At 54.1% G+C, this 14917-nt stretch carries 10 protein-coding genes; 4 read left to right on the top strand and 6 right to left on the bottom strand.

Annotated features, from left to right (window positions below):
• A partial coding sequence (locus B4923_RS10195; RefSeq protein WP_109054236.1) for an IS4 family transposase occupies positions 1-750 on the top strand: 750 nt, incomplete at its 5' end.
• A 116-nt stretch (positions 751-866) separates the two neighbouring features.
• On the opposite strand, the gene B4923_RS10190 is transcribed toward B4923_RS10195, so the two are convergent.
• The 4 genes from B4923_RS10190 to B4923_RS10175 form a co-directional block, all read right to left on the bottom strand.
• Positions 867-2933, bottom strand: coding sequence for a carbon starvation CstA family protein (locus tag B4923_RS10190; protein WP_109054235.1), 2067 nt, complete (start codon positions 2931-2933; stop codon positions 867-869).
• A 280-nt stretch (positions 2934-3213) separates the two neighbouring features.
• Positions 3214-4131 (bottom strand): aldo/keto reductase, encoded by a 918-nt coding sequence (locus B4923_RS10185; RefSeq protein ID WP_109054234.1) that lies wholly within the window; start codon positions 4129-4131, stop codon positions 3214-3216.
• Between the two features lie 174 nt (positions 4132-4305).
• The gene (locus tag B4923_RS10180; RefSeq protein WP_109054233.1) at positions 4306-6240 is read right to left on the bottom strand and encodes an exoribonuclease II; all 1935 of its coding nucleotides are present in this window, start codon (positions 6238-6240) and stop codon (positions 4306-4308) included.
• 93 nt (positions 6241-6333) lie between these two features.
• Entirely contained in the window at positions 6334-8646 is a 2313-nt protein-coding gene (locus B4923_RS10175; protein ID WP_109054232.1) for an FdhF/YdeP family oxidoreductase, read from the bottom strand.
• A 250-nt stretch (positions 8647-8896) separates the two neighbouring features.
• Here B4923_RS10175 and B4923_RS10170 point away from each other — a divergent pair, with 250 nt between their 5' ends.
• Together B4923_RS10170 and B4923_RS10165 are read left to right on the top strand one after the other, a co-directional pair.
• Complete coding sequence (locus B4923_RS10170) at positions 8897-10492, top strand: PTS transporter subunit EIIC (RefSeq protein ID WP_109054231.1); 1596 nt, start codon at positions 8897-8899, stop codon at positions 10490-10492.
• Between the two features lie 30 nt (positions 10493-10522).
• Positions 10523-11848 (top strand): 6-phospho-alpha-glucosidase, encoded by a 1326-nt coding sequence (locus B4923_RS10165; protein ID WP_109054230.1) that lies wholly within the window; start codon positions 10523-10525, stop codon positions 11846-11848.
• Positions 11849-11862: 14 nt separating this feature from the next.
• Here the strand turns inward: B4923_RS10165 and B4923_RS10160 are convergent, their stop codons facing one another.
• Positions 11863-12609 carry a GntR family transcriptional regulator gene (locus B4923_RS10160; protein ID WP_211313939.1) on the bottom strand — a complete coding sequence of 249 codons (747 nt, stop codon included), beginning with the start codon at positions 12607-12609 and terminating at the stop codon, positions 11863-11865.
• Positions 12610-12751: 142 nt separating this feature from the next.
• Between B4923_RS10160 and B4923_RS10155 the strand changes: the two genes are divergently transcribed.
• Positions 12752-13666: a LysR family transcriptional regulator gene (locus B4923_RS10155; protein WP_109054228.1), complete on the top strand. Its 915-nt coding sequence runs from the start codon at positions 12752-12754 to the stop codon at positions 13664-13666.
• Here the strand turns inward: B4923_RS10155 and B4923_RS10150 are convergent.
• Positions 13657-14727 carry a LacI family DNA-binding transcriptional regulator gene (locus B4923_RS10150; protein ID WP_109054227.1) on the bottom strand — a complete coding sequence of 357 codons (1071 nt, stop codon included), beginning with the start codon at positions 14725-14727 and terminating at the stop codon, positions 13657-13659. The genes B4923_RS10155 and B4923_RS10150 overlap by 10 nt on opposite strands.
• Positions 14728-14917 lie beyond the last annotated feature (190 nt).

Raw genomic sequence — 14917 nt, 5'->3', positions numbered from 1 at the left:
GAGCAACTTATAGAGCAAACCGGAGATAACACCCTGACGTTGATGGATAAAGGCTATTACTCACTGGGGCTGTTAAATGCTTGGAGCCAGGCGGGAGAGCACCGCCACTGGATGCTTCCTCTCAGAAAGGGAGCTCAGTATGAAGAGGTCAGAAAACTGGGTAAAGGCGACCATCTGGTGAAGCTGAAAACCAGTCCACAGGCACGAAAAAAGTGGCCGGGTCTGGGAAATGAGATGACAGCGCGTTTGCTGACCGTGACGCGCAAAGGAAAAGTCGTCCATCTGCTAACGTCGATGACGGACGCCATGCGTTACCCTGGTGGAGAAATGGCAGACCTGTACAGTCATCGCTGGGAGATCGAACTGGGATACAGGGAGATAAAACAGACGATGCAGCTGAGCAGGCTAACGCTGAGAAGTAAAAAGCCGGAGCTTGTGGAGCAGGAACTGTGGGGGGTATTACTGGCGTATAATCTGGTGAGATATCAGATGATAAAAATGGCGGGACATCTGAAAGGATACTGGCCGAATCAGCTGAGCTTCTCAGAGTCATGCGGAATGGTAATGAGAATGCTGATGACCCTGCAGGGCGCTTCACCGGGGAGAATCCCGGAGCTGATGGGTGATCTTGAAAGTATGGGGCAACTGGTAAAGTTACCGACAAGAAGGGAAAGGGCCTTCCCGAGAGTGGTAAAGGAGAGGCCCTGGAAATACACCTCAGCCCCGAAAAAGGGCCAGTCAGTTGCTTAACTGACTGGCATTACTCCAGCGGAGGGATTTTTTATGACGGGCTATCCCTGCCCGATACCCTAACGTTTTTTATGTTCGATCAACAGAATAGGGTTGCATGACTTCTGTTGCAACGCTTAACCACGGTGAGGTTCCTCCCGGAAAACAACGGGCGTTTCGTTCGCGGTTGGCGTGCTGCTATTCATTGCCCGGCGAATAACAAAGAACGCCGAAATCAGCATGGTGACGGCGACCAGCATAAAGAATCCGCACAGCGCCGCGTTAATCTGGTTGCTGAAAACGATGGTTTCCATGTCTTTAATGCTCTTGGCTGGCGCAATCAAGGTGCCTTGCTCGATACCGGCCGCGAAGCGTTTCGCCTGTGCCAGGAAGCCAATGCTGGGGGTTTCGTGGAAAATTTTCTGCCAGCCAGCGGTCATCGAAGTGATGAACAGCCAGACCGTCGGCACGATAGTGACCCAGGCGTAGCGCTGTTTCTTCATCTTGAACAAGACCACCGTGCCGAGGATCAGCGCCATAGACGCCAGCATTTGGTTACCGATGCCGAACAGCGGCCAGAGGGTATTGATCCCGCCCAGCGGGTCAATAACGCCCTGATAGACGAAGAATCCCCAGCCGGAGACCGCGACGGTGGTTCCCGCCAGATTACCCAGCCAGGAATGGCTTTTACCCATGCCGGGAACCACCACGCCCACCAGATCCTGCACCATGAAACGACAGGCGCGGGTGCCCGCATCGACGGCGGTCAGAATAAACAGCGCTTCAAACAGAATGGCAAAGTGATACCAGAAGGCCATCATTGCCCGGCTGTTAAAGATCTCGGTGATGATATGCGCCATCCCTACCGCGAAGGTCGGCGCCCCGCCGGCACGTGACAGGATTGAGCCTTCACCCACGTCGCGGGCTATCTCGCTGAGCGCTTCCGGCGTAATCACAAACCCCCAGCTGTTAATCACCTGAGAAGCATTTTCCACCGTTGTCCCGATTAAGGCGGCCGGGGAGTTCATGGCGAAGTAAATACCCGGCTCAATAACGGAAGCACAGATAAGGGCCATGATGGCGACAAAGGATTCCATCAGCATTGCGCCGTAGCCAATAAAGCGGATATGGCTTTCACGCTCGACCAGTTTTGGCGTGGTGCCGCTGGATACCAGCGCATGGAAGCCGGAAATCGCGCCACAGGCGATGGTGATAAACAGGAAGGGGAACAGACTGCCGGAAAACACCGGACCCGAGCCATCAATAAAGCGCGAAACCGCGGGCATTTTCATTTCAGGCATGGCGAAGACGATACCTACCGCCAGCCCGACAATCACCCCGATCTTCAGGAAGGTCGAGAGGTAGTCACGCGGCGCCAGCAAGAGCCACACCGGCAGTACCGAAGCGACAAAGCCGTAGATCACCAGTATCAGGGTCAGCGTGGTCCCTTTCAGGGTAAAGAGAGGTCCCCAGTATGGATGTGCGGCAATGTTGCCGCCATAAACAATCGCCAGCATCATCAGAACAAAGCCGATGATGGAGACTTCCGCAATTTTTCCGGGACGTAGAAAACGCATATAAACGCCCATGAACAACGCGATGGGGATGGTGGCGGCGATGGTGAACAATCCCCAGGGGCTATCCGCCAGCGCCTTGACTACCACAAGGGCCAGCGCGGAGAGGATGATAATCATCACGCCCAGCGCGCCCAGCATGGTGATCACCCCCGCGAAAGCGCCCAGTTCCTGTTTGGCCATCTCGCCTAACGAACGTCCGTCGCGACGGGTGGAGATGAACAGCACCAGGAAATCCTGCACGGCGCCGGCCAGCATCACACCAACCAGAATCCAGATAGTACCGGGTAGAAAGCCCATCTGGGCCGCCAGGATCGGGCCCACCAGCGGACCGGCGCCCGCAATCGCCGCAAAATGGTGGCCGAACAGCACCCATTTATTGGTAGGGACGTAATCCAGTCCATCGTTATGTCGCTCCGCCGGCGTCAAACGGCGGTCATCGAGTTCAAAGACTTTTTTGGCGATAAACAAACTATAAAAACGGTAGGCAATGCTATAACAAGCCACTGAAGCAACCACCAACCACACGGCATTCACGTGTTCACCACGGCTTAGTGCCAGCATAGCGAAAGCAGTGGCTCCCGCCAGGCCGACTAATAGCCAGATCACCATGCTCTTGACGTTATTCATAACAACGGCTCCTTCGTATTCAGGAAGAGATATAGCGCGAGTGTTAATGCAATTTAACAATAGTGTGTTTAAGGCCAGTGAGAAGGGAGAGTAATGAGAAATGTGAGCAACGATAAATTTTTGTAAATAAATTCAAGGAAACGTTCGAATTACCACGGAGCAATCGGCAGAAAAATAATAAAAAACCGGTAAAAGAACGCCCTGCGGGAGTCATCTGCGATGGCTCCCGCTATCCCTGGTGATGCATGTACAGGCGTGATAGCCATCGCGATGTCATAAATTAAGGCAGCGTATTGCCTGCCGCACGATAGATCTCATACCACTCTTCACGGTGCAGGATAATGTCTGACGCCGGGGCAATATCACGGATACGTTCAGGATTCATACTGCCGATAATCACCTGCATTTGAGCCGGGTGACGCAGGATCCAGGCTGTGGCAATCGCCGTATTGGTTACCTGATAGCGACTGGCGAGGCGATCGAGTGTGGCATTAAGCTCGGGGAATTTGTCATTATCCAGGAAAACGCCGTCAAAAAAGCCGTACTGAAAGGGGGACCAGGCCTGAATGGTGATATCGTTCAGCCGACAATATTCCAGAATTCCGCTGTCGTGATTAACGGAAGCCGGGTTGGTCATGTTGACGTTTAACCCCGCATCAATCATGCCGGTATGCATGATGCTGAACTGTAACTGGTTGGCAATCAGCGGCTGCGTGACCGATTTCTTCAGCAGTTCGATCTGCAATGGGTTCTGATTGCTGACGCCGAAATAGCGGACCTTGCCGCTTTTCTCCAGTTCATCGAAGGCGGCGGCCACTTCATCGGGCTCAAACAGCGTATCCGGGCGGTGCAGCAACAGAGTATCCAGATAATCGGTTTTTAAACGCTGTAAGCTGCCCTCTACCGACGCAATGATGTGGGTTTTGGAAAAATCGAAAGCGCCTTTGCGAATGCCACATTTCGATTGCAGAAAAATGGACTCCCGTTTAACGGCGGTTTTTTGTAGCGCGGCGGCAAAAATCTCTTCTGACAGACCTGCGCCATAGATATCGGCATGATCAAAAAAATCGATGCCCACATCCACGGCGGTACTGATGATAGCGGCGGCTTCTGCTGTACTTTTCTTCGCCATACGCATACAGCCCAGTGAAATATTGCTGGCGTGTAGTGCAGATGTCCCGATCGTGATGTTTTTCATTGGAAACGCTCCTGTCGGAGGGGAAGAACCTGTCACACATTGATGACGGCGTGGCAGGGAGCGGGTATACACTCAGTGATAAAGGGTAGGTAAAACATGCGGGACAGGCAACTGTCCCGCATGGCTCCTGAAATCGATCGCGTAAACTAACGATATCAGGAGAAAGGGGCCGCACTATGCGGCCGGTTTAGCCAGAATGCTGCGGGTTTCCAGGCGAACTTCGGCGATCACCACATCAAGAATATCGCCCTGACGGTACACCACATCCCCTTTGACGGAGACGGTGCCCATTTCCTGGCTGCATACCAGTTCGTCGCGCACGGCGTGAATAAAAGAGGACGGGATAAACGCCACCGCGCCGTTATCCAGTAGCCGAACGCGCAGACCACCGCGGGTGACATCCATAATCTCTGCCGAAAAACGCGTAGCCGTTCCGGCTTTGTCCTTCAGAAAACGGGCATACAGCCAATCGCCGACATCCCGTTCCGCCATACGATTCAGACGACGACGTTCCGCCAGTTGAACGGTCACTTCATCCTGCGGCTTCTCTGCTGACTGACCCGTGATCACGGCTTTCAGCAGGCGATGATTAATCATATCGCCATACTTACGAATCGGTGAGGTCCAGGTTGCATAGGCTTCCAGACCCAGACCAAAGTGGGGACCCGGCGTTGTGCTGACTTCAGCAAACGACTGGAAACGGCGGATTCGGCTGTCCAGGAACTGCGTGGGTTGGGCATCCAGTTCACGGCGAAGCGTGCAGAAGCCCTCAAGCGTCAGTAACGCCGGTGCATCGGCCTTGATGCCGTGGGTATCCAGTACGGTAACGGCCTGTTCAACCGAGGCAGGATCAAATCCGTTATGAATGTTGTAAATGCCAAAGCCCAGCTTGTCGCGCAGTACCCGCGCCGCACAGACGTTGGCCGCGATCATGGCTTCTTCCACGATGCGGTTCGCGATACGACGCTGTTCGACCACGATGTCCAGCACTTCGCCTTTTTCTCCCAGAATGAAGCGATAGTCAGGGCGATCTTTAAACACCAGCGCATGGGTATTACGCCATTCGCTGCGCGCCAGACAAATGCGGTGCAATAAACGAATCTGTTCGGCAATCGTGTCGTTGGACGGCTGCCATTCGCCGGTTTCTTCCAGCCAGTCGGAAACGTCGTCATAAACCAGCTTGGCTTTGGATTCGATCCAGGCGGCGAAGAAATGGATATCGTCGCCCAGCGCGCCATCAGCGCCAATAGTGACGCGACAGGCCAGAACAGGACGGCGCGCATTGGGTCGCAATGAGCAGATATCGTCTGACAGCGGACGCGGCAGCATCGGAATATTGAAGCCGGGCAGGTAGTTGGTAAACGCCCGTTGGCGAGCGATGTTGTCCAGTTCGCTACCGGTGGCGACATAGGCCGTCGGGTCGGCTATCGCAATGGTCAATTGCAGCGAACCATCGCCATTATCCTGAGCGAACAGGGCATCATCCATATCTTCGGTGCTGGCGCTGTCGATGGTCACAAAGCTCAATGCGGTCAGATCTTCACGCACCAGCTCGCCATCATTACGCTCGGTCGCTTCAACCTCCGGCGCCGTGCGCTCCAGATTATGACGTGACAACGTCACCCACCACGGCACCAGCGGATCGTCTCCGGTGGTGATGTATTGGGTCAGTTCGGCGTGAAAACCGCGATCGCCCTTAAGCGGATGCCGGCGCATTTCCGCCACCGCCCAGTCGCCTTCCTGAAACGCATGGCCGACATCCCGTGCGGCGCGGCAGGGAATCGCCTCTTTCAGCAACGGATGGTCAGGAACGATGGACAGGCGGTCGTCTTTTTTCTGAACGCGCCCGACGAAGCGGGTCAGGAAAGGTTCAATCAGGGATTCAGGCTCTGCAACCTCACGCTCTTTTTCGGTGTGCAGCGTGGCGATAATTCGGTCGCCGTGCATCACCTTTTTCATCTGCGGAGGTGGGATGAAATAGCTCTTTTGTGCATCAGCTTCAAGAAAGCCAAAGCCTTTGTCGGTGCCTTTGACGACACCTTCGACTCGCGGCGTCTGAGAATGAAGTTGCTGTTTTAGCTGTGCAAGCAGCGGATTATCTTGAAACATGGCGTCCAGAAATACGGTTGTAAGTAGCTCGATTAGCGGCTGACAGTTTTACGCGAATCGGGTGCTGGCGGCAAGCGTTCCATGTGCTCCCCGTCACGCGATGCGTAACAAAGGCTCTGCCTGCTCGCTACGGCGAATACTTACCGGTACGGATTTTGACGTTGGGGTATGGGTTTCGTCGCCAAAGCTGGATAATGGCACCAGCGGGTTGGTTTCCGGATAATAGGCCGCCAGATTGCCGCGCGGAATATTGTAGCCCACCAGTTTGAAACCGCTTACTTTTCGGGTAATGCCATCGTTCCACAGGGTTTCGATATCCACCCGATCACCGTCTTCCAGCCCCAGCGCCGCGATGTCATCCGGATGGATAAACAACACGTCACGCTGGCCGTATACGCCGCGGTAACGGTCATCCAGACCATAAATCGTGGTGTTGTACTGGTCATGGGAACGCAATGTTTGCAGGGTAAAAGGCACCGTCTGTCCATCCAACTGCGGAAACAGCGTGTCTGGCAGCGACGCATAACTGAACTGAGCCTTGCCGCTGGCGGTGTTAAAGCGCAGGTCGGCGGCGGCATTGCCCAGATAAAAACCGCCCGGCAAGTCGCAGTTGGCGTTAAAGTTCTCAAATCCGGGCAGCGTGGCAGCGATATGATCGCGGATTAGCGCGTAGTCGTCCGCCAACGCCAGCCAGTCCAGTTTTTCATCTCCCAATATGGCATGGGCAATTCCCGCCACAATCGCCGTTTCAGAACGCTGCAAAGGGGATAGCGGCTGTCCGACGCCCTGAGAGGCGTGCACCATGCTGAATGAATCTTCGACGGTAATAAACTGTGGGCCGCTGGCCTGCATATCGAGATCGGTGCGTCCCAGCGTTGGCAAAATCAATGCATCAACCTGACCGGTAATCAGATGGCTGCGGTTCAGCTTGGTACTGATATGAACCGTCAGATCACAGCGGCCGAGGGCCTCTTCGGTGCGAGCGGAGTCCGGCGCGGCGGCGGCAAGGTTGCCTCCCAGCGCAATCAATACTTTTACCTCGCCGCGGAGCATGGCTTCCAGAGCTTCGACGGTGTTATGTCCCGGCGCGTAAGGCGGCGTGAAATTAAAATGCGAGGCCAAACGATCCAAAAACGCGGCAGAAGGCTTTTCATCAATCCCCATGGTGCGATTGCCTTGTACATTACTGTGTCCGCGAACCGGACACAGTCCGGCCCCGGGTTTGCCCAACTGACCGAATAACAATTGCAGGTTGACGATTTCCCGGACGGTGGCGACCGAGTGTTTGTGCTGAGTGACGCCCATCGCCCAGGTACAGATGACGCGCGGGGATTGCTGATAAATCGCCGCGACGTAGCGCAACTGGGATTCGCTTAATCCTGATTGTTGTTCGATTTTCTGCCAATGGGTGGCATCCACCACGGCCAGATAGTCGTCAACCTGCCGCGTGTGCGCAGACAGGAAAGCCTGATCGAACAGACCCGCTTCACCGGCGGCCAGACGCTGGCGATGTGTTTCCAGCAAGGCTTTCACCATACCGCGAACGGCTGCCATATCGCCGCCCAGATTGGGTTGCAGATAGGTTTCGCTGATGGCGCCGGATAGCGGCGTCAGGAGTTCCAGCGGGTTTTGCGGGTTGGCAAAGCGTTCCAGACCACGTTCTCGCAGCGTGTTGAACGAGACAATATGCGCGCCGCGATCGGCCGCGTGGCGCAGGCTGTGCAGCATCCGGGGATGATTGGTGCCGGGGTTTTGGCCGAAGACGAAAATTGCGTCGGCGTACTCGAAGTCGTCCAGACGAATGGTGCCTTTCCCGACGCCAATACTCTGCTTTAGCCCGGTTCCGCTGGCTTCATGGCACATATTCGAGCAGTCAGGAAAATTGTTGGTTCCCAACATGCGGCCAAATACCTGATACAGATAAGACGCTTCATTACTGGCGCGACCGGAGGTGTAGAGTTCCAGTTGGTCAGGATGCGCCATGTTTTTGACATGCCCGGCGATCAGTGAAAAGGCGTCGTCCCAACTGATGGGCACATAGCGATCGCTGGCGCGATCGTAGCGCATGGGGTGCGTTAAGCGTCCCTGATATTCAAGGAAATAGTCGCTTTGCTGACGTAGCGTCGTCACGCTATGCGCGGCGAAGAAATCGAGATCCACCGCTTTGCGCGTGGCCTCCCAGCTCACTGCTTTCGCGCCGTTTTCACAGAAGCTGAACGTGCTGCTGTTGTCATCGCCCCAGGCGCAGCCTGGACAATCAAATCCTTTGGATTTATTGACCCTCAACAAGTTTCGGATATTTTTCAGCGCTTGTTTGCTGTCCAGTACAAAACGAGTGGTGGCTTCCAGAGAGCCCCAACCGCCAGCCGCATTGCGGTATGGCTTGATGGATGGTTTGAATTTCATCGATAAATCCGCAGGTGTTAATGTTTTTTAAATGTGAACAAAATTTTAAATATTTGCTCTTATGCGGTGAGTCTAGGTTGTGCCTGTCACAGCGTCTAATCAAATAGGGCTATGGCGGGATAGAGGCGGTTTATTGCGGGTTAAAATGTGACCGAGTGCTGATTCCTGTTATTTTGTCTAGTTGTCTAGACAAATAATCCCGTTTTCCGACTATTACTTAACCAGTACGGAAAAACAGGAAGAGCGAGCGATGAAAGATCTGGGCAATAAGATTCATGGGTTCGGAAAAGCATTGATGATGCCGATTTCGGTCATCGCCGCCGCCGGGGTTTTCCTCGGACTGGCGGCGGCCATGCAGAATCCGGCCATCACCGGTGACGCTTTCACCGAGATGAAAATACTGCAATTGGTCATTGGCTTTATTCGTCAGGTAGCCGGCGCGTTATTCGCCAACCTGCCGCTGTTTTTTGCTGTCGCCAGTGCGATTGGTTTAGCCAATGCGGAGAAACCGACTGCCGCGTTTGCCGCCGTCATTGGCTTTATTTCGATGCACGTTGGGGTCAGAGCCACATTGGCCGCACAAAATCTGACGCTGGAAACCACCACCATTGTCGCATTGGCTGCTGCGGGTATGGATCATACCGCCGCGCTGATGTATGCGGCAGAGTTTACGCAAACGTTGGGGATTTTTACCTATAACATGAGCGTACTGGGCGGGGTGATCGCCGGTGTCATCACCGCCTTGCTGCACAACCGCTTCTATACCATTGAATTGCCGACGGCCATCAGCTTTTTTGGCGGACGGCGGTTTGTGCCCATCATCACCGTCGTTTGCCTGCCGTTAGTGGGGCTTGGGCTGGCGCTTATCTGGCCAACCATTGGTAGAGGCATTGCCTGGATCGGTGAACTGATTGGTCATAGCGGGCAGTATGGCGCGTTTTTATATGGGTTCTCCGAACGTATTCTGATCCCTACCGGGCTGCACCATATCCTCAATGAAACCGTGCGCTTTACGCCGATCGGCGGCGTTGCCACTGTGGATGGACAAACCATCGTTGGCGCATTGAATATCTTCAATGAGTCATTAACCCATCCCGGAGCAGTAAGCGACGACATCATCCGCGAAGCCACCAAGTTCCTGGCTCAGGGCAAGATCCCCATCATGATGTTTGGCCTGCCCGGCGCCGCATTGGCGATGTATCACTGCGCGCGTCCGGAACACAAGAAACGGGTTAAGGCGCTGATGCTGGCGGGCACGCTGGCCTCATTCACCACCGGCATTACCGAGCCGCTTGAGTTCTGCTTCATTTTTGTTTCACCGCTTCTTTATCTGGTTCATGCGGCCTTGAGCGGGCTGTCTTTCATGCTGATGTCCATGCTGCATCTGATGATCGGCAATATTCAGGGCGGCGCGATCGATCTGGTGGTATTCGGCATGCTGGGCGGGCTGAAAACGCAATGGTGGTATGCCGCGTTGCTGGGGCTGATTTATTTCCCGGCCTACTACTTTATCTTCCGATTCATTATCGAGCGGATGAGTGTTGAAACGCCGGGTCGGGAACCGGAAGACGCCGCGAATGAGGCGGCGCCGGTCAGTACGGATGAGCGTACCCAAGCCATCATTATTGGTCTGGGAGGCGAGAGCAACATCGAAGACGTGGATTGCTGCTTTACCCGCCTGCGCGTGCAGGTGAAAGACATGGCGCGGGTGGAAGATAAAACGTTAATGACCACCGGGGCGAACGGCATCAACCGGGTTAATGAACATAACATCCAGGTGATTTACGGTCCGAAAGTGGAAAAAATTGCCAACGATGTCAAAACCGCGCTTGGCGTGACAGGGTAACTTTTTAACCTTATGAAACGGAGAACGGCGATGACGAAGAAATACAGTATTGTAATTGTGGGGGGCGGTTCAACCTGGACGCCGGGGTTGTTGAAAGCGCTGTGCAAGCGTAAAGCGACGTTTCCTTTGCAGCGGCTGGTGATGTTTGATGTTAATGCGGAGCGTCAGGCGGTGATCGGTGATTTCGCCCGCCTGTTATTCAGTGAAGAGTACCCGGAGCTGGATTTTTCCTACACCACGGATGTGGATGAAGCCTTTGCCGGGATGGATTTTGTGTTTTGCCAGATGCGTACCGGCGGCTATGAAATGCGGGAAAAGGATGAAAAAATCCCGCTGTCGCTGGGCGTGATCGGGCAGGAAACCTGCGGTCCCGGCGGTTTTGCCTACGGCATGCGATCTATCGGCGACATGATTGAACTGGTGCAGCAGGTGCGTACCCGTTCTCCGGATGCCTGGATTCTGAATTATACCAATCCAGCGGCGATCGTGGCCGATGCGTTGCGGGTAAAGTTTCCTCATGACCGGCGAATTCTTAATATCTGCGATCAGCCGGTCAATCTGCTGCGTTCCTATGCCCGTTTGCTGGAGCGCCGTGTCGATGAGTTCGAGCCGGTCTATTTTGGCTTGAATCACTTTGGCTGGTTTACCCACCTATACGATCGTCAGGGTGTCGATTTGCTGCCGCAGTTGAAGGCAATCATCAGCCGTCAGGGGTTCAAACCCGCGGATGCGGAACAGCGCGATCGCTCATGGCTGGATACCTATGCGGTGGTGGCCGATATGCTGCACGATTTTCCTGACTACCTGCCCAATACCTATCTGCAATATTACCTGTACCCGGAATATAAGCTCAGCAAGCTGGACCCGAATTTCACCCGCGCCAATGAGGTAATGGCGGGCCGTGAAAAGCGGGTATTTGAAACCTGCCGCGAGGCCGTGAAAGCCGGTACGACAAAGGATGCCAGCGTGGTACACAACGATGCGCACGGCGACATGATTGTTGAAGTGGCGGAATCTATTGCCTATAACCAACACCGGATTTTCGTGGTGATCGTGGAAAATAACGGATTGGTCAACAATCTGGACGATACGGCGATGGTGGAAGTCGCGGCGACCCTGGGGATCAACGGGCCACGGCCTTATGGCGTGGGAAATATTCCCACATTCTACAAAGGGATGATTGAGCAGCAGTTTGCCTATGAACGCCTGACTGTCGAAGCCTGGTTTGAAGGTTCTTACACCAAAGCCTTGCAGGCGCTGACGCTCAATCGTCTGGTGGTCGATGCCAAAAAAGCCCGTCAGGTGCTGGATGCGCTGATCGACGCGAATAAAGGCTATTGGCCGGAGCTGAAGTGATGAATGAGTTGTCGTCACCCCATCAGCGGGCGTAGCGGGGCATCCAGCGTGAAAGTGTAATGGCGTTGATTGTAGTAGACGTTCGACAGTTCAAAAGGGATCTGACCGGCAAAGAATGCGATGACGCTGGCGCGCAGAACGGGTTCATCGCGCGCCAGCCCCAGCGCTTCCCGAACCTCTGACGAAGGCAGTTCGGCAAAGATTTGCTTATGGCTGCCCACCGCATCGTATCCTTTGGATTTGAGATAGGCGTATTTTGACTGGCTAAGGTCGTGCTCACTGAGATCGGGGAACCGTTCGCTGTTCATCCAGGATTGTTCATAAACAAAGGGGATTCCGTCAATCAGCCTCAGGCGCACCATGTAATAAATATTGGCGTTTTCAGCCAGCTGTAGCTGGCTGGCGATGTCGCGACTGGCCGGCTGTCGGGAAAAATGCAGCAGTTGGTTAACGATAGGGCGATGGACCGCGCTGGCCACCTCGCTGGAAGTCAGATGTTGATCGAGTGGCAGCTGTACCTTGATGCGCGTATCCGGTCGGGCAACAAAGGTGCCGCGTCCGCGAAAACGCTCTACCAGTCCTTGCCGGACCAGATAATCCACCGCTTTTCTCGCCGTCATGCGGGAGACCTGATATTGCTCGCACATTTCGGCTTCCGTCGGCAACGGATCGCCGGGCTTCAGCGTGCGATCGCGAATCTGCCGGCTCAGAATCTGCTCAATTTGCAGATAGAACGGGATAAAAGAGTGCTTATCGATCATCAGGTTTCTTCCCCGAAGTCTTTAGATTACGTCAATAGTATAGCCGGGCAGTTATCTATACAACCGGTTGGCGGCTGGTGACGTACGGTCAAAGCGCGAGGCGGTGATATACTGATGATTCACATCATTATGGTCTGCGGCTATGGATATTAAACAGCTTATTTACCTCTGTAATCTGGAGAAAGAACGCCATTTCGGGCGAGCGGCCGAAGCCAGTTTCGTTAGTCAGCCGACGCTCTCGATGCGATTAAAAAACCTGGAACGTGAATTGGATCTGGCGCTGATCAACCGGGGGAATAATTTTGAAGGATTTACCGCCGAAGGCGAACGGGTGCTGTTCTGGGCGCGAGAAATTGTTTCCGTCTATCAGGGGTTAAAACGGGAAGTCGCGTCGTTGAAACGTGGCGTGAGCGGCATATTGCGCATTGGCTCGGTTCCCCAAAGCAGTATTGCGCTGTCCCGCCTGCTGGCGGCGGTGAATGAAATCTATCCGCAGTTGGATTTCCAAATATCCCTGTTCAGCGCCGATCGGCTGCTGGAAGCATTGAATGCACACGCTGTGGATGTCGGTATCGGCTTTTTTGAGCTGTCGACATTACAGGAGTTGCACTTTCAGGTTGCGCCGTTGACGGAACAGGGGGTTGATCTGCTGTTCCACCCACGGTATTTCCCGCAGATGGTCGGCAACTCGCCGCTGGTATTGAACGATCTGGTCGATCTGCCGTTATGTCTGGCGGAGCCGAGCCGCTATTTTCGTCGTTATCTGGATGGTCATTGCCGGGAAACGGGGATCTCGCTGTGGGTCAAGGTAGAAAGCACCTCGATTCTGCAATTGATGCAAAGTGTTTTTGTCGGACTAGGCTGCGGCGTTGTTCCGCGTGGGAGCCTGATCCCTGATATGACGCCAGCCCTGAACATGAGGCCGATTACCTTACCGCCCATGCGCCGACATGCGGCCGTGGTCGTGGCGCAGGCTGGCCGCGCGACGCCGCTGGCGCAGAATTTCTTTGCGGCGGCACAAGCGTGGCTGATCCGGAAGGATAATCCTCAGTCGTAGAGGTGGTCATCTTGTACCGGCGCGTGGGTTTTACTGGGACGAAGACGCCGGACGGAGTCGCGGATAACCAGCTTGCCGTTCAGCAGCAGGTTGCCCGTGGGCGCGTCCGGGCGCATCAGTTGGTATTGCAGTAACCGAACGGCTTCTTCGCCCAGATCTTCGCGTGGCACATGCACCGAGGTCAAAGGAATGTCATGAATGGTCGCCAGATTGAAGCCATCCATGCTCATGACCGAGATATCCTGTGGAACGCGTAAGCCAGCCTGATTGAGCGCATTGACCGCGCCAACCGCGATAAAATCCCCTCCCGCCAGAATAGCCGTCGGTTTTTGTTCTGCCGGACACTCGGCCAGAAACGCGGTCACTCTCTGTTCGGCTTCGGCGATGCTGAAATTTCTCAGCGCCAGAAGATGGTATTGATCGGAAAACGGCAGATTGTGGCTCTGGTAGGCGTCACGAATCCCAGCCAGGCGTAATTCCATGGTATAGCGACGTAAGCAGAGCAGGGTCAAAATATCACGGTGTCCCTGCTCGAACAGATAGTTCACCGAAAGTTCGCCAATCAACTGATGAGCGGGTGCGACGCCGGATAGCTTCATTTTTCGGTCGAGACAATTAATCAGAATACAAGGCTTGCCTATATCGGCGGCCAGCGCATGGATATAGGGATCGTCAATGCCGATCAACATCGCGGCTTCTGTCTCGGGATCGCTCATTTTTTCCAGAAACAGCGGCACATCGCTGTCGTTTTCGTCTAAGCCGCAGTAGCGCACGCGGACTTCATGGGGGGCCAGCGCATCAATAATGCTCTGTATCACCTTGTGGTAAAAGATGTCAGACCGGACGTCAAAAGCTCGCTGCGGAGCGAAAATCGTCAGGCTATTCAGTAACAAGCGACCGGTCGCCAGATGGTTTAATACGCCGTACTGCCGGGCGCAAGCGAGAATCCGTGATTTCGCCGCTTCGCTGGTATTGGATTTGCCTGACAAAACGCGCGATACCGTACTGATTGAAAACCCCGTCTGCGCCGCAATTTCACGTATCTTCAGGTTTCTTTTCATTTTGTGATCTCGTTCAACTTAACAAATGACAAAATTTTCATGACCACTAAACGTTACTGAAACAGGCCAGGTGATGTTATTTGGTTTACTTATGAACTTACCATGAAAATTTTTGCAAAAAAGTGAGTATCACGGCGTTTTTAATTGTTCTAGTCTTTTTTGGTAAACCAATTTTTACCAATGATAGTTG

The sequence above is a fragment of the Brenneria roseae subsp. americana genome (assembly GCF_003115815.1).
GTDB classification, from domain to species: Bacteria; Pseudomonadota; Gammaproteobacteria; order Enterobacterales; family Enterobacteriaceae; genus Brenneria; species Brenneria roseae.
This window is presented reverse-complemented; position numbering and strand designations above follow the sequence as displayed.

Excerpts from the sequence above, each read along its gene's own strand:
- B4923_RS10190 (WP_109054235.1), bottom strand. The coding sequence starts at position 2,933 with ATGAATAACGTCAAGAGCATGGTGATCTGGCTATTAGTCGGCCTGGCG.
- B4923_RS10185 (WP_109054234.1), bottom strand. The coding sequence starts at position 4,131 with ATGAAAAACATCACGATCGGGACATCTGCACTACACGCCAGCAATATT.
- B4923_RS10180 (WP_109054233.1), bottom strand. The coding sequence starts at position 6,240 with ATGTTTCAAGATAATCCGCTGCTTGCACAGCTAAAACAGCAACTTCAT.
- B4923_RS10175 (WP_109054232.1), bottom strand. The coding sequence starts at position 8,646 with ATGAAATTCAAACCATCCATCAAGCCATACCGCAATGCGGCTGGCGGT.
- B4923_RS10170 (WP_109054231.1), top strand. The coding sequence starts at position 8,897 with ATGAAAGATCTGGGCAATAAGATTCATGGGTTCGGAAAAGCATTGATG.
- B4923_RS10165 (WP_109054230.1), top strand. The coding sequence starts at position 10,523 with ATGACGAAGAAATACAGTATTGTAATTGTGGGGGGCGGTTCAACCTGG.
- B4923_RS10160 (WP_211313939.1), bottom strand. The coding sequence starts at position 12,609 with ATGATCGATAAGCACTCTTTTATCCCGTTCTATCTGCAAATTGAGCAG.
- B4923_RS10155 (WP_109054228.1), top strand. The coding sequence starts at position 12,752 with ATGGATATTAAACAGCTTATTTACCTCTGTAATCTGGAGAAAGAACGC.
- B4923_RS10150 (WP_109054227.1), bottom strand. The coding sequence starts at position 14,727 with ATGAAAAGAAACCTGAAGATACGTGAAATTGCGGCGCAGACGGGGTTT.